Origin of the sequence: Promicromonospora sp. MS192, assembly GCF_049532985.1 — a bacterium.
GTDB lineage: Bacteria > Actinomycetota > Actinomycetes > Actinomycetales > Cellulomonadaceae > Promicromonospora.
The window spans coordinates 869489-887506 of record NZ_CP186693.1; the positions used below are offsets into that span (position 1 = coordinate 869489).

Sequence of the window (18018 nt, forward strand, 5' to 3'; positions counted from 1 at the left end):
CCAGCCCCCCGGGCGCCGACGGCGCCCGCGACCCCCTGCCGTACCGCGGGACGCACGGTCCCGCCCCGACACCGCCCGCCGCACCGCGCAGCGTGTCGGCACCGACCGGTGTGCGCCCGCGGCGCACGCCACGAGAACGAGGAGACCCATGTCCCTGCGTACGAAGGCCGCCCTGACGGGCGCCCTCCTGCTCCTGCCGCTGACGCTCGCGGCCTGCGGGACGACCGACCCCGGCGCCGCCGCGTCGTCGGCCCCCGCCGAGGCCGCCTCGGGCGACTGCGCCGACGTGACCACGTCGACGGACCCCGTGACGCTGACCGACTCGTTCGACCGCACGGTCGAGCTGGACAAGCCCGCCGAGCGGGTCGCCGTGCTGGAGTGGCAGCAGACGGAGGACCTGCTGAGCCTCTGCGTCACCCCCGTGGCCGTGGCCGACGTCGCCGGCTACGGCACCTGGGTGACCGCCGAGGAGCTGCCCGAGGGCGTCACCGACGTCGGCACGCGCGGTGAGCCCAACCTCGACGCCCTCTACGCCACCGAGCCGGACCTGGTGATCGTCGAGGCGTACACGCCCGACGACGAGATCATCGCCAAGCTGGAGGCCTACGACGTCCCGGTGCTGGCCACCAAGGGCGCAGACGCCGCCGACCCGATCGCGAACATGCTCGGCACGTTCGACCTCATCGCGCAGGCCACCGGCCGCACCGAGCGGGCCGAGGCCGTCACCGAGGAGTTCGAGCAGCACCTGGCACAGGGCAAGGAGGCGATCGCAGCGGCCGCCCCCGAGGTGACCGACTTCGTGTACTTCGACGGCTGGGTCGACGGCGGCAACGTCGCCATCCGTCCCTTCGGGCAGGGTTCGCTGATCGGTGAGATCGGCGAGGAGCTCGGCCTGACCAACGCCTGGACCGGCGAGGTGGACCCCGCCTACGGCCTGGGGCAGTCCGACATCGAGGGCATGACCGAGGTCGGCGACGCGAACCTGCTGTACACCGGCACCAGCGACCCCGACGGCGACTGGACCGGCGAGCTCACCGAGAACGACGTCTGGGCGGGTCTGCCGGCCGTCACCGAGGACCGCGCGCAGGCGTTCCCGGAGGGCATCTGGACGTTCGGCGGCCCGCGCTCCGCGGAGCAGGTCGTCGACGCCTACGTCGACACGTTCACCGAGTAGTCCGCCGTGACCGCCACGCAGTCGCCCTCCCCGGCCCGGACCCTGCCCGAGGCCCCGGCGTCGCGCCCCGCCGCCTGGGCGACGGGCGGCGCCACCCTGGTGGTGCTCGCGCTGGCCGTGCTCGCCGTCGGTGCCTGGCACCTGACGCAGGGCACGTCCGGCGTGGGCACGGCGGACCTGTTCCGTCTGCTCACGGGCTCGTCCGCGGGCGACGACGCGGCGGTCCGCGACATCCTCGTCGGTTCACGCCTGCCGCGCCTCGCGGCGGGCGTGTCCGTCGGGTTCGCCCTCGGCGTGGCCGGGGCGCTCTTCCAGTCGATCGCACGCAACTCCCTGGCCTCGCCGGACACGCTGGCGGTGACCGCCGGCTCCTACGTCGCGGTGGTCGCCGTGGCCGCCTTCGGCATCGCCGTGCCGCTGTGGGCCTCCGGTGCCGTCGCGTTCGCGGGCGGCATCGCGGCCGCGGCGCTCGTGCTGGGACTGGCCGGCGGCGCGGGATCGTCGTCCACGCGCCTGGTGCTGGCGGGGTCCGCCGTCGCGCTCGCGCTGCAGGCCGCGGCGTCCGCCCTGCTCATCCTGTTCGAGAACGAGACGACGGGCCTGTTCGCCTGGGGCAGCGGCTCCCTGACCCAGCTCAACCTCACCGCGTTCTGGCGGGCGCTGCCCGTGGTGGTGCTCGCCACCGCCGGCGGGCTGCTCATCTCCCGGCGGCTGGACGTGCTCGGCCTCGGCGACGACACGGCCGGCGCGCTCGGTGTGCCCGTGCGCTCGACCCGCGCCGTCGGCGTGCTGCTGGCTGTGCTCCTCACCGCCGCGGCCGTGACCCTGGCCGGACCGCTCGGGTTCGTGGGGCTGGCCGCGCCCGTCGTCGCCCGGCTGCTGGCCCGGGTGGTCCCCGCGCTGCACCGGCACGCGATCCTGCTGCCGGCCGCGGGCCTGCTCGGCGCGTTCGTCGTGCTGCTCGCCGACGCCGTCGTGCGCGCCCTGCTCGGCGCCGAGGACGCCCTGTCGGTGCCCACCGGCGTGGCCACCACGCTCGCGGGCGCGCTGGTCATGGTGCTGCTGGCGCGGCGGCTGCGCGACGCCGGGCCGTCCCGCCGCCCGCCCGCGGCGACGGCCGGACCACGCAGCACACGCCGGTTCGCCGTGGTGCTCGCGGTGTGCGTCGCCCTGGCGGCCGGCGTGGCGCTGCTCGGGCTGCTCGCCGGGTCCACGTGGCTCCGCACCGGCGACATCGCGCTGTGGCTCCAGGACCAGGGACCGGCCGTGGTGCGGTTCGCGCTCGACGAGCGCGCGCCGCGCGTGCTGGCCGCCCTCGCCGCGGGTGCCGCCCTCGCCCTGGCCGGCACGATGGTGCAGGCCACCGCCCGCAACCCGCTGGCCGAACCCGGGATCCTCGGCATCACCGGGGGAGCGGGCCTGGGGGCGGTGGTCGTGGTCACGGCCGTGGCCGGCACCGCGTGGGGCAACGGCGTGGCCGCGAGCACCGGCGGCATGCTCACGGCGGCCGTGCTCGGCGGCCTGCTCGCCTTCGCCCTCGTGTACCTGCTGGCCTGGCGCGGCGGCCTGCACGCCGACCGGCTCGTGCTCATCGGCATCGGCCTGGGCTACCTCACCACGGCGCTGACGACGTTCCTGCTGCTGCGCGCCGACCCGTGGAACACCCCGCGCATCTACACCTGGCTGTCGGGCACCACCTACGGGCGCACGCTGGAGCAGGTGCTGCCCGTCGTGGTGGTGCTGGCCCTCGCCCTGCCGCTCGCCGTGGTCGTGCGGCGCGAGCTCGACCTGCTCGCCCTCGACGACGACACGCCACGCCTGGTCGGCGTCCGGCTGGAGCGGTCCCGGCTGCTCGTGCTCGCGCTGGCGGCCGGGCTGGCCGCCACGAGCGTGACGGCCGTCGGCGTCGTGGGGTTCGTCGGGCTCGTCGCGCCCCATGCGGCGCGGGCCCTGGTCGGCGCGCGGCACACCCGCGTGCTGCCCGTGGCGATGCTCCTCGGGGCGGTGCTGCTCGGCCTGGCCGACACGCTCGGCCGCACCGTCATCGCCCCGGCACAGCTCCCCGCCGGGCTCGTGGTGGCGCTGCTCGGGGCGCCGTACTTCGTGTGGCTGCTGGCGCGGTCACGGGCGTGAACCCGCGGGCGTCGCCGGCGCGGGACGGTGACGTCAGCGCACCACCGCCGCGATCGCGCTGACCTCGATGAGCGCGCCCGGGACCCCGAGCCCGGCGACGCGGGCCCCGAGCACCAACGGCGGCTCCTCGGCGGCCAGCAGCGGTGCGATCGCGCCGTAGGCGGCCGCGAGATCGACGCCGTCGACGAAGAGCACCGTCCACTGCACCACGTCGGCGTAGGTGGCACCGGCCGCCGCGAGCGCGACGCCCGCGTTCTCCAGGGCGCGGACCGACTGCGCCGCGACGTCGCCGGCACCGACGAGCGCGCCGTCGGCGTCGACGGCGTTCTGGCCGCCCACGTAGATCGTGGTCGCACCGGGCGGGACGACGGCGACGTGGCTGAAGGCGGGGCTGGCGACGAGCCCCTCGGGGCGGAGACGCTGGATCGAGGTCATGTGCCCGATGCTCGCACGAGCCACTGACACTGCCGGCGCGACCGGCTCGCGGTCAGCCGAACAGCCGCCGGAACACGTTCGTGTCCGCGAGGTCCACCAGCTCGTCGCCGCGCCCCGACAGGATGGTGCGGATCGCGTACAGCGTGAACCCCTTGACCTGCTGCGCCGTGATCGCCGGCGGGATCGACAGCTCCTGGCGCGCCGTGACGACGTCGACCAGGGCCGGGCCGTCGTGCTCGAACGCCGTACGCAGGGCGCCCTCCAGGTCGTCCGGCTGCTCGACGCGCTGGCCGTGGATGCCCACCGCGCGTGCGACGTCGGCGAAGCTCGGGTTGTCGAGATCGGTGCCGAAGTTCACGAAGCCCGCGGCCTTCATCTCCACCTCGACGAAGTTCAGCGACGAGTTGTTGAACACCACGATCTTCACCGGCAGGCGGTTCTGCCGCAGCGTCAGCAGCTCACCGAGCAGCATCGCGAGCCCGCCGTCGCCGGCCAGGGCGATCACCTGCCGGTCCGGGAAGGCCGACTGTGCGCCCACGGCCTGCGGCAGGGCGTTGGCCATCGTCCCGTGGTTGAAGGACCCGACGAGCCGGCGTCGGCCGTTCATCGTCAGGTAGCGGGCCGCCCAGACGACCGGGGAGCCGACGTCGGGCAGGAACACCGCGTCGTCGTCGGCGAGCTCGCTGACCAGCCGTGCCACGTACTGCGGGTGGATGGGCTCGCGGTTGCGGTCGTTGTCCGCGAGGTCGTCGAGGTCCTTGCGGGCCCTGGCGTAGTGCTTCAGGCAGGAGTCGAGGTGCTTGTGGTCCCGGTGGTCGTCCAGCAGGGGGAGCAGGGCGTCGAGGGTGTCACCGACGTCACCCACCAGGGCCAGGTCCACGGGAGTGCGCCGGCCGAGCTGCTCGCCGCGCAGGTCGACCTGCACGATCTTCGCCTTCGACGGGTAGAACTGCTGGTACGGGAAGTCGGTACCGAGCATCAGCAGCGCGTCGCAGCTCTCCATGGCGCGGTAGCCGGAGGAGAAGCCGAGCAGGCCCGTCATGCCCACGTCGTACGGGTTGTCGTACTCCAGGAACTCCTTGCCGCGCAGCGCGTGCACGATCGGTGCCTTGAGACGGCCGGCGAGCTGGAGCACCCGGTCGTGGGCGCCCTGCGTGCCCGCGCCGCCCAGGATCGTGACCCGCTTGGCGGCGTTCAGGATCTCGGCCGCCTGCCGCAGCCCGTCGTCGTCGGGCCGCACCACGCTGCGCGACGCCCGGAGGGGCGCCGACCTCCTGCGGTCCGCGCCCTCGGCCAGGAAGATCTCGCCCGGCACGACGACGACGGCCACACCGCGCCGCTCGACCGCCGTCCGCATCGCGATCTCCAGCACCCGCGGGAGCTGCTCGGGCGTGCTCACCAGCTCCGTGTAGACGCTGCACTCGCGGAACAGCTCCTGGGGGTGCGTCTCCTGGAAGTAGGTGCTGCCCACCTCCACCGCCGGGATGTGCGCCGCGATGGCGAGCACCGGCACCCGGCTGCGCTGGGCGTCGTAGAGCCCGTTGATGAGGTGCAGGTTGCCCGGCCCGCAGCTGCCCGCGCACACCGTGAGCTCGCCGGTCAGCGCCGCCTCCGCGCCCGCCGCGAACGCCGCCGCCTCCTCGTGCCGCACGTGCTGCCACGTGAGCCGCTCGCTGCGGCGGACGGCGTCCGTGAACCCGTTCAGCGAGTCGCCCGGCAGGCCGTAGACCCGTTCGACGCCGGCGTCCTCGATGATCTCGACCATGGTCTCGGCGACGTTCGGCATGCATGCTCCCGTCTCGGCTGCGGCCCTGCCGGCGACCCGGCCAAGGCCGGGCCGGCAGGTCCACCCGAACCTAAGCCCGCCCCGGGGAGGTCGCAACGCCGCCGGCCGCCGGCCGCCGGGTCTCCTGGCTGCTGGCTCCTGGCTGCTGGCTGCTGGCTGCTGGCTGCTGGCCTCCTGGGTTCCTGGGTTCCTGGGTTCCTGGCCCGCCTGGCCTGCCTGGCCTGCCTGGCCTGCCTGGCCTGCCTGGCCTGCCGGCCTGCAAGGCCCCGCTGACCTCGGTCAGATGCACCGGTCCAGGAGCGCATGTCGGTCGCTTGCCTCGAGATCGGTCCATCAGCGGACCGATCTCGAGGCAAGCGACCGAACACGCCGGGGCAGTCGGTGCATGTGACCGATGTCAGGGCCCCGCCCGGCCTACCGTGGGGTATGACCTCCTCGCGGACACCCGGCGCCGTCCTGGCCTGGCTGCTCGACAGCGACCCCGCCCTGCGCTGGCAGGTCGAGCGGGACCTGGCGGGCGAGCCCGACGCCGTCTGGCAGGCCACACGGGCCCGCGTCGCCACCGAAGGATTCGGCGCACGCCTGCTCGCGCTCCAGGACGACGCCGGCACCTGGGCCGGCGGAGCGTTCTTCCCGGCCGGCTTCGACTTCCACGGCCCCGAGGCCCAGCCCGGCGCCGGGCAGCCGTGGACGGCGACCACGTGGTCGCTCACCAGCCTGCGCGAGTGGGGCGTGCCCGCCCGGGTGCTGGGGGACACCGCAGCGCGCATCGCGGCGAACGCCCGCTGGGAGTACGACGACCTGCCCTACTGGGACGGCGAGGTGGACGCCTGCATCAACGGCTTCACCCTGGCCAACGGCGTGTGGCTCGGGGCGGACGTCGGCGGGATCGCCGACTGGTTCGTCACCCACCAGGCGGCCGAGGGCGGCTGGAACTGCGAGTGGGTCGAGGGGTCGACCCGCGCCTCCGTCCGCTCCACGCTCAACGGGCTCAAGGGCCTGCTGGCGCACGAGGCGGCCACTGGTGGCACCGACGCCACCCGCGAGGCCCAGGCCCGCGCCGAGGAGTACCTGCTGGCGCGGCACCTGATCCGGCGGCTGTCGACCGGCGAGCCGTTCGGCGACTGGGTGTTCCGGCTCGCCTACCCGTTCCGCTCGTTCTACGACGTGCTCAGCGCCACCGACTACTTCCGTGCTGCTTCGGTGCTGCGCGGCACACCGCCCGACCCGCGGCTGGCGGACGCCGTCGAGCACGTCCGCGCGCAGCGCCGGCCGGACGGCACCTGGCTCCAGGCCCGCCGCCACCCGGGGCGGGTGTGGTTCGAAGTCGACGTGGACGCCGGGGAGCCGTCGAGGTGGCTGACGTTCCACGCGGCCCGGGTGCTGGCCTGGTGGGACACGGCTCAGGTCGGGTCGGGGCGCGAACCCTGACGGGGGCGAACGTCAGAACGCAGCGAGACACGTGGCAACGGCCGGGGCGACCGTCGAAGGCGCCGGCTGATGCTCTCGTAGGAGCCCGCTGACGGGTCGGGGCTCGCCCCGAGCGGCCGTGGCTCGACGTCGAACAGCAAGGTCTGCTGCAACGGTTCCAGTCCGCTCGTGTCGCCTGACAAACCCATGGATTCCAGAGCCTGGAACGAGGTGCCCGCCCGGTCGAGGGAAGCCAAGGACGGCTCCTCACGGCACGCGGCGTAGAGCGCCGCGAACTCGTCCGCCGCCCTCCTGAGGAATGCGGCGCACGACGCAGGGAGGGGGTTGAGGCCGACCTCGATCCGGCGCTGGTTCAGCCCGGCCTCCGCCGAGTCCCATCGGGTGGGCAGCTGCCCGCACAGTCCGGAGACGTGGCGCAGCTCGGCGTTGACCTCGCGGGTCAGGTGGGTGAACCTGACGGCCTGCGTGAGTCCAGAACCAGCCGGCAGCGCCCGGGCACGGCAGAGGTCCAGCATGTGGGGTGCGAGACGTGCCGCCTCGCCCCAGGCGGCCTCGATCAGGTCCCACTCGCGCCGAGACATCCGGGCGACCCGACGGCGCTCTGCGACGTCGTCCTGGTGTTCTGCGAGGCGCCCGACGACGACGAGTGCGAACGGCACCGCGAACAGGAGCCCCGTCAGCGAGGACAGCAGGTTTGCCGCGAACCCCAGCCCGTCCCACCAACCGCGCAGGTCCCCGGCGAGGCCGACGATCGAGAGCGCGGCCCCGGCCGGCGGCAGGGTGAGACAGACGGCGCGCGTCGAGGTCGGAAGCTCGGCCCATGCCGACGCCAGCGGCCGTCCGCCGGGACGCGCTCGGTGCGCTCCGTCGTCCTGCGGCCCGGTTGGTTCGCGAAGGTCCAGTTCCCACGTGAGGTGCCTGACCACCTCGTCATCGAAGCAGAGCACCGCGGTCATGTCGAGGCCCCCGGGCTGCACGGGGACCGGGCGCCCGAGGGGACCCCTACCGGGCGCTCGCGGCCAGCCCCGTCGCGGTGTCCACCAGGTCGTCCAGCGCGGCTGACCGGACGCCCGCGGGCCAGGCGAGCAGCGTCGTCACCTCGGGGGCGTCGACGACGGGCACCGCCACGTGCTCCGGCCACTGCCAGGCCCGGCTGGACCCCGGGATGACCAGCAGCGTGCGGCCGAGCGCGACGAGCTGCGCGAGCTGGGACTGGCTGCGCACCTCGGGGCCGGGGCCGGGCGGGTAGGTGCCGTCGTGCAGCGGCCAGCGCGCGATCGGCAGGTCGGGTACGTCGCTCACCTCGGCCAGGGTCAGGCTGGTGCGTGCGGCCAGCGGATGGGAGCCGGGCACGATCGCCACCTGCCCCTCGGTGCGGATCTCGACGGTGTCCAGGCCGGTGAGCACGTCGTAGGGGGCGTGCACGATCGCGACGTCGGCCTGCCCGCTGCGCAGGAGCTGGTGCTGCCCGCCGATCTCGCACAGCAGCACCTCGACGGGGGCGGCGCCGGGCCGGGCGGCGTGGGCGTCGAGCAGCTCCTTGAGCAGCTCGTGCGCGGCACCCGCCTTCGTCGCGAGCACCAGGCCGGGATCCGGCGTCGCGGCCCGGCGGGTGCGGCGGGCCGCGGCCTCGACGGCGTCGAGGGCGACCCGGGCCTCGCCCAGGAGCGTCCGCCCGGCGGCCGTGAGGGACACGCCGCGCCGGTCCCGGTCGAGGAGCACGACGCCGAGGCGCCGCTCGAGCTGCTGGACGGCGCGGGACAGCGGCGGCTGGGCCATGTTCAGGCGCTCGGCCGCGCGACCGAAGTGCAGCTCCTCCGCCACGGCGACGAAGTACCTCAGCTCGCGCGTCTCCAGTGCGTCCATGGGCGCAGGATATCGGTGATACCGCTGGGGTATCAGGACCGATCGAACCGGTCTTGGACGCCCCGCCGGTACGGGCCGCACGATCGACGTGGGGCCGGACGGCGGCAGACCGCTCGCCCTCCGCGACCCCCCTGACGGAAGGCCACCACGTGAGCACCACCACCCCCACCCTGCCCGGCGGCACCTGGACCCTGGGCGACATGACCGTCACCCGGTTCGGCTACGGCGCCATGCAGCTCGCCGGCCCCGGGGTGCTGGGCCCGCCCGCCGACCGCGACGGCGCGCTCGCCGTCCTGCGCGAGGTGGTCGAGCTCGGCATCACGCACGTCGACACCGCCGGGGCCTACGGGCCGTGGATCACCAACGGGCTCATCCGCGAGGCCCTGCACCCGTACCCGGACTCGCTGCACGTGATCACGAAGGCCGGGGCCACCCGGGACGAGCAGGGCGGGTGGCCGGTGGCCCGCCGCCCGGAGCAGCTCCGCGCCCAGGTCCAGGGTGACCTGGAGTCGCTCGGGCTCGACGCCCTGGACCTCGTCCACCTCCGGCTCGGCAACGGGCAGGGGCGGCACCAGGAGTCGCTGGCCGAGGCGTTCGAGACCATGGTCGAGCTGCAGCAGGAGGGCCTGGTGCGGCACCTCGGCCTCACCAACGTGACCGCCCAGCAGGTGGCCGAGGCCCAGGCGATCGCGCCGATCGTGAGCGTGCAGAACATGTACAACCTCGCCTACCGGGACGACGACGAGCTGATCGACCGGCTCGCCGCGCAGGGCATCGCGTACGTGCCCTGGTTCCCGCTCGGCGGGTTCAGCCCGCTGCAGTCCGAGGCCCTGACCGCCGTCGCGGAGCGTCTCGGCGCCACCACGATCTCGGTCGCGCTGGCGTGGCTGCTCCAGCGTTCGCCCAACATCCTGCTGATCCCGGGTACGTCGTCGATCGCACACCTGCGGCAGAACGTCGCCGGTGCGGGTCTCGTGCTCGGGCCGGAGGACGTCGCGGAGCTGGACCGGATCGGCGGCCGGTAGGGAGCGCCGGCTACGGCATTCGATCACTATCGATCAGAATGTTGACCGTGTTGCGGGGTCCGTCCTAGGTTCTGGCCAAGCAGCGCGCAGAGCGGCGGCCTCAAGCGATCAGAAACGATCATCGCTGATCGCCGCTCCGTGCGCCGTTCCCAGTCAACGACGACGGAGAGTGCCTCATGCCACGTCCGCACCCCCGCACGGCCCGATCCACGGCCGTCGCCGCAGCCCTCGCGCTCGCCGCGGGTGGCCTCCTTGCCCCGTCGGCCAGCGCGAGCTCCCCGCGCGGGCCGGCCGCGGCCGCGCCGTCGGCCACCGTGCTCGGTCCGACGGGCGATGCCGCCGCGCTGCCCGTGCTCCGCCTCGACGATCCGTCGATCGACTGGCGCGAGCTGCTGGTCGACGGCGACGACGTCGAGCGCCGCGCCGACGGCACCGCGTACAACACGTTCGGCGGGTTCGGCTCGGTGTCCTGCAACAACACCAGCAAGCTGCTGCTCGACTACAAGGAGGAGCAGCCCGAGGCCTACTGGCGCATCATGCGGATGCTCTTCGACCCGGTCACGGGCGCGGGGCTCAAGCACATCAAGGTGGAGCTCGGCGCCGACAGCAACTCGTCGTCGGGCGCGGAGCCGGCCACCAAGCGCAGCGCCGACGAGCCCGCGAACGTGCTGCGCGGCGCCGGCTTCCACTTCATCGCCGATGCGCTGTCGATCAACCCGGACATCGAGACCGAGGCCCTGCGCTGGGGCGAGCCGTCCTGGACCGGTAACGATCCCGTGAAGCGCTACCAGTGGTACAAGGAGACCATCGACGCCGCGTACGACACGTTCGGTGTCGAGCTCGACTGGATGAGCCCGTCGCAGAACGAGGTGCGGGGCAGTACGTATCAGGCGGCCGAGCTGGCGTGGACGGTCCAGTTCGCGCAGTGGCTGGAGCGGGACGCGGCGGCGCCGGACGCCCGCTACGACTACTCGCACATCAAGATCGTGGCGCTGGACTCCTACCGCGAGGGCGACGCCGTCGCGGCGCGCATCCTGGCCGACCCGGCGGCCCTGGAGCAGATCGACGCCCTCGGCTACCACTACGACATCGTGGGCGGCCCCAATGTGACCCGGCTGAACAAGGAGTTCGGCAAGGAGATCCTGTACTCCGAGGGCGTGGCCCCGATGATCGACCCGCAGTACCGCCTCGCCGCGGACCCTTCCCGGGGCGGCGTCGGCGGCACGGTCTCGGCCGCCGACATCGCGGACCGGTTCATCAACGCCTACCGCTGGAGCGGCGCCGGGAGCGACCCGGCGCACATGACCACGTTCCTGTTCCAGCCCGCGGTCAGTGCCATGTACGAGGGCACGCAGTACTCGCCCAAGCACCTGGTGCGGGCCTCCGACCCGTGGTCGGGCTACTGGGAGGGCGACGTCGGCCTGGTCGCCGTGCGGCACTTCCACCAGTTCGTCGGCGACGGCTGGGAGTACGTCGAGGGCGCCACGGGCGGTGACGGCACCAAGGGCGACGGCGGCACCAATGTCGACACGTCCACCCGCACGGTCCTGACCGCCCGCACGCCCGCCGACGCCGACGGCGCCGCCCAGTGGTCCCAGGTGCATGCCAACAACACCCGCACCGACCGGTACTTCGAGGTCAAGGTGGCCGACCTGGGGGAGCGTGGCCGCCCGCTGTACGCGTGGGAGACCCGCGGGCCGGACGCCGGCCAGGAGCACGACGCGAACTACTTCCAGAACACCGGCGTCTACGAGCCGGTCCGCACGGAGACGATCGACGGCGTGGAGCACGACGTCTACCAGGTCGAGGTGCCCGCCTACTCCATCCTCACGCTGTCGACGCTCGCGCACGGCACCTCCGGTGCGACGGCCGAGTACGTGCCGGGCGACCTCGCGCCGGACGCGGAGGACACCATCCTCCCGCTGCCGTACCGCGACGACTTCGAGTACGACGGGTACCCGGTCACGACCGTCGGCGGGCGTGAGATGACCTACCTGGAGCGCCGCGGCGGCACGCCGCGCTACACGGCGGACCAGGACGGCGCGTTCGAGGTGGTGGACACCGGCCGTGGGCACGTGCTCCAGCAGCAGATCCACGCGGGCAACCGCGGCTTCACCTGGAACGTCTGGGGCAACGGCCGGCAGGACGTGCTCCAGACGGCGGCGCCGTCCACGGTGCTGGGCGACCACCGCTGGGCCGACTACGCGGCCGCCGTGGACTTCCGCCTGGACGGCGTGGACCGCGACGCGAGCCTGGCGAACTACGCGGGACTCGGCGTGCGGCAGACGTACGCGCGCGGCGGTGACCAGGCCACGTACGCGGTCCGCGTCCACGAGGACGGCCGGTGGCAGCTCCGCAAGCTCGACCAGGTCGTGGCCTCGGGTGCGGTGGCCGGGTTCGACGCGGCCGCGTGGCACCGGCTGGCCGTCGAGGCGCGTGGGAACGTCGTCACGGCGACGCTCGACGGCGTCCGGCTCCGGCAGTACACGGACTCGTCGGCCAACCCGGTGCTCGCGGGGCGGATCGCGCTGACCAGCGGGTTCTACAACACCCGCTACGACAACCTCGCGGTGACGCCGGTCCAGGGGTACGCGTGGGCCTCGGAGAAGATCGACGACGCCGACCCGCGCCTGACCTACCCGGACGGGTTCACGTTCACACAGGCCGGGTACGCCCACTTCAACCGGACGCAGCACGTGCTGTCCGCGGGCCGTTCCGTGACCGTCCCCTTCCGGGGCACCGGGCTCAACCTCTTCGGCGCCACGGCTGCGGCCACCCTGGAGGTGCGGGTCGACGGCGGCCCGCCGCGCACGGTGCAGGTGGGGCCGGCCGGCACGCGCGAGACGTCGTACTGGCTGCGCGACCTCGGCAACCATCCCCACACGGTCACGGTCCGGGTGGTCAGCGGCACGTACACGCTGGACGGCGTGGACGTGCTGACCCCGGGTCGCCCCTGACCAGCACGGCCTAGAGGCACAGCGAGCTCGGTCGGTTGCCTCGAGATCGGTCCATCGGCGGACCGATCTCGAGGCAACCGACCGAGCTCGCGTGCGTTGCGGAGCGTGTCGCCGGCTCTTGACGGCCCGGATTCGCCCTCGTAATATCCAGACCGCAAGACTGCAAGAAATTGACAGGCAACGAGCACAAAGCAGTGCACGTGCTGCAACTCTTCACTCTCGCCTCCGGTGTACCGGCTCCTCGCGGGTTGGTTCGGTGGCGCCGACCCGACCCACCCAGGACGTCGACGCGGACCAGCCGGTCGTGCCGTCGTCGGGCGACGCAGCCCGCGGGTGGACGACGCCCGCCCCGGCGGGAGAACGAGGACGTTCATGAGAATCCCCTGGAAGCACACGGTCGTGGCGAGCGCCGCGCTGGCACTGGTCGCCCCGCTCGGCCTGGCCGCCGTCGCACAGGCCGCGGACGCCACGAACCTGGCGCTCGGCGCGCCGATCACGGCGTCGTCCGTGACGCAGGACTACGTGGCGGGCAACGCCAACGACGGGAACACCGGCACCTACTGGGAGGGGGCGGGCGGGCAGTACCCGGCGCACCTCACGGTCGACCTCGGTCGGGAGGCCGACGTCGACCGCGTCGTCGTCACGCTGCCGCCGCCCGCGGCCTGGTCGCCGCGCACGCAGACGTTCAGCGTGCTCGGCCGGTCCGACGGTGAGTCGGCGTTCCGGACGCTCAAGGCCCCGGCCGCCTACGCGTTCGACCCCGCGAGCGGCAACCGGGTCGAGATCCCGGTCGACGGCGCGGCCGACGAGGTGCGGCTCGCGTTCACCGCCAACACCGGCGCGGGCAACGGCCAGGTCTCCGAGCTGCAGGTGTGGGGCACCCCCACGGGCGACCCCGACCCGACCGATCCCACCGACCCGCCGGACCCGACCGGCACCAACTACGCCGCCGGCCGCCCGGCGGTCGCGTCGTCGGCCGAGTGGACGTACGTGGCCGCGAACGCCGTGGACGGGCAGGCCGGCACCTACTGGGAGGGCGCCGGCGGGCAGTACCCCGCCACGCTCGACGTCTCCCTGGCCGCACCCACGCAGCTCGGCAGCGCGCGCGTGCGCCTCAACCCGGACGGCGCGTGGGGTCCGCGCACCCAGACGTTCTCGGTCTGGGGGCGCACCGGCACGGGTTCCTGGCAGGAGCTCAAGGCCTCGGCCGGCTACGCCTTCGCGCCCGCGACGGGCAACCTGGTGGACATCCCGCTGACGGGCACCGTGACGGACGTGCGCCTGCGGTTCACCGGCAACACCGGCGCAGGCAACGGGCAGGTCGCGGAGCTCGAGGTCTACGGCACCCCGGCGCCGAACCCGAACCTCACCGTGACCGCGGTGACCACCGCCCCGGCATCGCCCACCGCGACCACGCCGGTGACGCTCACCGCGACCGTCAAGAACACGGGCGACCTCGCCTCGGCGGCCACGACGCTCGACGCGAAGGTCGGCGGCAGCACGGCCGGCTCGGCCGACGTCGCCGCGCTCCAGCCCGGCGCGACCGCCCAGGTGGAGGTCGCGGCCGGCACCCGGCCGGCCGGCGAGTACACGGTGGGCGCCGTCGTCGACCCCGACGACGAGGTCGCCGAGCAGGACGAGACCGACAACGCCTTCACGGCCCCGGCCAAGCTCGTGGTCGGGGAGGCGCCCGGGCCCGACCTGGAGGTCGTGTCGGTGTCCTCGGACCCGGCCAACCCTGCGGTCGGCGCGGCCGTGTCCTTCTCGGTGCAGGTGCGCAACCGCGGCGACGAGCCGGTCGCGGCCGGCTCGGTCACCCGCGTGGTCGCGGGCTCGACCACCCTGAGCGGCACGACGCCGGCCGTCCCCGCGGGCGGCACCGTCACCGTCACGCCGTCCGCGACGTGGACGGCGACCAACGGCGGCGTCACCGTGACCGCCACGGCCGACGCGACCGACGTCGTCGACGAGACCAACGAGGACAACAACACCGGCACGCTCGCGGTGACCGTGGGGCGCGGCGCCGCCGTGCCGTACACCACGTACGAGGCCGAGGACGGGCAGTACACCGGCACGCTGCTGGAGACCGACCCGCTGCGCACGTTCGGGCACACCAACTTCGCCACCGAGTCGTCGGGCCGCGAGTCGGTGCGGCTGACCAGCACGGGCCAGTACGTGCAGTTCACGTCCACCACCCCGACCAACTCGATCGTGGTGCGCAACTCCATCCCGGATGCCGCCGGCGGCGGGGGACAGGAGAAGACCATCAGCCTCTACGCGGACGGCCAGTTCGTGCAGAAGCTGACGCTCTCCTCGAAGCACTCGTGGCTGTACGGCACCACCGACCAGCCCGAAGGCCTCACGAACACCCCGGGCGGCGACGCCCGGCGCCTGTTCGACGAGTCGCACGCCCTGCTGGGCCGCTCGTTCCCGGCGGGCACGGAGTTCAGGCTGCAGCGCGACGCCGGGGACGACGCCGCGTTCTACGTCATCGACCTGGTCGAGCTGGAGCAGGTCGCGCCGCCCACCGCCAAGCCGGCGGAGTGCACCTCCATCACGGAGTACGGCGCCGTGCCGAACGACGGCCTCGAGGACACGGCCGCCATCCAGGCCGCCGTCACCGCGAACCAGGAGGGCGAGATCGACTGCGTGTGGATCCCGGCGGGCCAGTGGCGCCAGGAGAAGAAGATCCTCACGGACGACCCGCTCGACCGCGGCACGCACAACCAGGTGGGCATCAGCGACGTCACGATCCGCGGCGCGGGCATGTGGCACTCGCAGCTCTACAGCCTGATCAAGCCGCACCTCGCCCCGGGCGTCATCAACCACCCGCACGAGGGCAACTTCGGGTTCGACATCGACGACAACGTCCAGATCTCCGACATCGCGATCTTCGGCTCGGGCGACATCCGGGGCGACAACGGCCAGCAGGAGGGCGGCGTCGGCCTCAACGGGCGGTTCGGCCAGAACACGAAGATCACCAACGTGTGGATCGAGCACGCGAACGTGGGCGTCTGGGTGGGTCGCGACTACTCGAACATCCCCGAGCTGTGGGGGCCGGGCGACGGCGTCGAGTTCTCCGGCATGCGCATCCGCAACACCTACGCGGACGGCATCAACTTCAGCAACGGCACGCGCAACTCGCTGGTGTTCAACTCCTCGTTCCGCAACACGGGTGACGACGCGCTGGCCGTCTGGGCCAACCCGTACGTCAAGGACCGCAACGTCGACATCGGCCACGACAACGCGTTCCGGAACAACACCGTCCAGCTCCCGTGGCGCGCCAACGGCATCGCGATCTACGGCGGCTACGACAACACAGTCGAGAACAACCTGGTCTACGACACCATGAACTACCCCGGGATCATGCTGGCGACCGACCACGACCCGCTGCCGTTCTCGGGCACCACGCTGATCGCCAACAACGGCCTGTACCGCACGGGCGGGGCGTTCTGGAACGAGGACCAGGAGTTCGGGGCGATCACGATCTTCCCGCAGACCCACGACATCACCGGGGTCACCATCCGCGACACGGACATCGTCGACTCCACGTACGACGGCATCCAGTTCAAGAACGGCGGCGGCAACATGCCCGACGTCCGGATCACGAACGTGCGGATCGACCGGTCGAACAACGGCTCCGGCATCCTCGCGATGGCCGGTGCCCGTGGCAACGCGATCCTGTCGAACGTGACCGTCACGAACTCCCGCGACGGTGACATCGAGAAGGAACCGGGCTCGCCGTTCACCTTCACGGGGCAGTAGGGCCGTAGGCAGGGCCTCTGCCGCCGTCGACCCCGTGGGCGGCGGTCTCGTCCGCACCGGTGAGCGCCGACCGGTGCGGACGGACGGAGGCCCGTGTGACGAGGTGCCGGGTGGGCTGCACCGTGTGTGCCTGAGCGTCGCGTATGCCGGCTCAGCCGAACGATTCGGCAGGGCCGGCATCCGCGGCGTACAGGCGAACGTGGTTCGGCCCACCCGGCACCTTGGCTCAGGCCGACGCCGGCCGGAGGGCGTCGCGGAAAGCCGCGACCGCCGCGCCGCACGCCCAGTCGATGAACGTGTGCCGCCGCACCACCAGGCGGCAGCTCGCGGCCGCGCCGAACGCGTGCGCGGCGAACTCCTCGCGGATGCGGCGCTCGTACAGGTCGTACTCCATGACGCCCTCGCCCGCGATGACGACGACCTCCGGGTCCACGAGGTTCACGGTGACCGCGAGAGCCGCCCCGATCGCCGTGCCCGCGCGGTTGAAGGCGTCGACGGCGGTGCGGTCGCCGTCGTGCGCGAGGGTCACGGCGTCCGCGAGGGTGAGGGTGGGGTCGCCGTGACCGGCGCGCACCGCGTCACGGATCGCCCCCGAGGAGGCGACCGCCTCGACGCAGCCCCGGCGCCCGCACACGCACAGCGCGTCCGGCGGGGCGAGCGGCAGGTGGCCGATCTCGCCCACCACGCCGTGCGCGCCCACCAGCACGTCGCGGTTGACGGAGATGCCGCAGCCGATGCCGGCGCCGATGGTGACGATCGCGAAGCTCTCGGCCTCCACGCCCAGCCCGAACCACTGCTCGGACTTCGTCAGGGCGCGCACGTCGTTCTCGACGATCACCGGCAGGTCCACCTGCCGCGCCACACGCGCCCCCAGGGGCACGTGGGACCACCCGAGCAGCGGGGAGTGGCGGACGACGCCGGAGGCGGTGTCGACCTCGCCCGACACCGAGACGCCGAGGCCGACGAGCCGGTCGGCGCTGTCGCCGAGCTTGTCCACCAGCCGGCGGGCGCAGCGCACGATCTCGGCCACCACCGTGTCGGGGTCGTGCCGGGCCAGCGGGCGGCGGACCGAGGTGAGCACCTCGTTGCCGATGCTCACCGCGACACCGACGAGCTCGTCGGCGTTCACCTTGATGCCGATCGCGAGCATCGAGCGCGGCACGACGCTCAGCGGGTAGACGGGGCGCCCGGGCGACGAGCTCTCGGCGTGCTCGCCGACCGTGACGAAGCCGTCGCGGATCAGCGGGCTGACGGTCTTGGTCACCTTCGCCGGGGAGAGCCCGGTCAGCCGCCCCACCTCGATCCGGCTGACCGGCCCGTGCGTGATGATGCGCGTGAAGATCTCCGCCGACGCCGCCGTGCGCAGGAGCGGGCGGCGCGGGGCCGCCGGGGGAGGTGGTGCGCTCATGGGAACCTCGTGGTCGGGCCCGGGTGCGGCGTCCCGCC

General features: G+C 73.4%; 11 protein-coding genes. 6 read left to right on the forward strand and 5 right to left on the reverse strand.

From position 1 onward, the window contains the following. Window positions 1–148: 148 nt before the first annotated feature. The gene (locus ACO229_RS03940; protein WP_397418350.1) at window positions 149–1174 is read left to right on the forward strand and encodes an iron-siderophore ABC transporter substrate-binding protein; all 1026 of its coding nucleotides are present in this window, start codon (window positions 149–151) and stop codon (window positions 1172–1174) included. Between the two features lie 6 nt (window positions 1175–1180). Beyond that, entirely contained in the window at window positions 1181–3307 is a 2127-nt protein-coding gene (locus tag ACO229_RS03945) for an iron ABC transporter permease (RefSeq protein WP_423463841.1), read from the forward strand. 33 nt (window positions 3308–3340) lie between these two features. On the opposite strand, the gene ACO229_RS03950 is transcribed toward ACO229_RS03945, so the two are convergent. Together ACO229_RS03950 and poxB are read right to left on the reverse strand one after the other, a co-directional pair. Further along, complete coding sequence (locus tag ACO229_RS03950; protein WP_397418354.1) at window positions 3341–3742, reverse strand: RidA family protein; 402 nt, start codon at window positions 3740–3742, stop codon at window positions 3341–3343. 52 nt (window positions 3743–3794) lie between these two features. Next, window positions 3795–5528 (reverse strand): ubiquinone-dependent pyruvate dehydrogenase, encoded by a 1734-nt coding sequence (gene poxB / locus ACO229_RS03955; protein ID WP_423463842.1) that lies wholly within the window; start codon window positions 5526–5528, stop codon window positions 3795–3797. A 426-nt stretch (window positions 5529–5954) separates the two neighbouring features. Between poxB and ACO229_RS03960 the strand changes: the two genes are divergently transcribed. Beyond that, window positions 5955–6959, forward strand: a complete 1005-nt coding sequence (locus ACO229_RS03960) for a squalene cyclase (RefSeq protein WP_397430639.1) — start codon at window positions 5955–5957, stop codon at window positions 6957–6959. Here the strand turns inward: ACO229_RS03960 and ACO229_RS03965 are convergent. Together ACO229_RS03965 and ACO229_RS03970 are read right to left on the reverse strand one after the other, a co-directional pair. Then, window positions 6932–7915 (reverse strand): hypothetical protein, encoded by a 984-nt coding sequence (locus ACO229_RS03965; RefSeq protein ID WP_423463843.1) that lies wholly within the window; start codon window positions 7913–7915, stop codon window positions 6932–6934. The genes ACO229_RS03960 and ACO229_RS03965 overlap by 28 nt on opposite strands. A 46-nt stretch (window positions 7916–7961) precedes the next feature. Next, window positions 7962–8825, reverse strand: a complete 864-nt coding sequence (locus ACO229_RS03970) for a LysR family transcriptional regulator (protein ID WP_423463844.1) — start codon at window positions 8823–8825, stop codon at window positions 7962–7964. A gap of 149 nt (window positions 8826–8974) precedes the next feature. Here ACO229_RS03970 and ACO229_RS03975 point away from each other — a divergent pair, with 149 nt between their 5' ends. The 3 genes from ACO229_RS03975 (at window position 8975) to ACO229_RS03985 (ending at window position 16572) form a co-directional block, all read left to right on the forward strand. Further along, the gene (locus tag ACO229_RS03975) at window positions 8975–9850 is read left to right on the forward strand and encodes an oxidoreductase (RefSeq protein ID WP_423463846.1); all 876 of its coding nucleotides are present in this window, start codon (window positions 8975–8977) and stop codon (window positions 9848–9850) included. 176 nt (window positions 9851–10026) lie between these two features. Next, window positions 10027–12807: a hypothetical protein gene (locus tag ACO229_RS03980; protein WP_423463848.1), complete on the forward strand. Its 2781-nt coding sequence runs from the start codon at window positions 10027–10029 to the stop codon at window positions 12805–12807. A gap of 372 nt (window positions 12808–13179) precedes the next feature. Next, window positions 13180–16572 (forward strand): CARDB domain-containing protein, encoded by a 3393-nt coding sequence (locus tag ACO229_RS03985; protein WP_423463850.1) that lies wholly within the window; start codon window positions 13180–13182, stop codon window positions 16570–16572. Window positions 16573–16798: 226 nt separating this feature from the next. Here the strand turns inward: ACO229_RS03985 and ACO229_RS03990 are convergent, their stop codons facing one another. Then, window positions 16799–17980 carry an ROK family protein gene (locus tag ACO229_RS03990; RefSeq protein ID WP_423463851.1) on the reverse strand — a complete coding sequence of 394 codons (1182 nt, stop codon included), beginning with the start codon at window positions 17978–17980 and terminating at the stop codon, window positions 16799–16801. Window positions 17981–18018 lie beyond the last annotated feature (38 nt).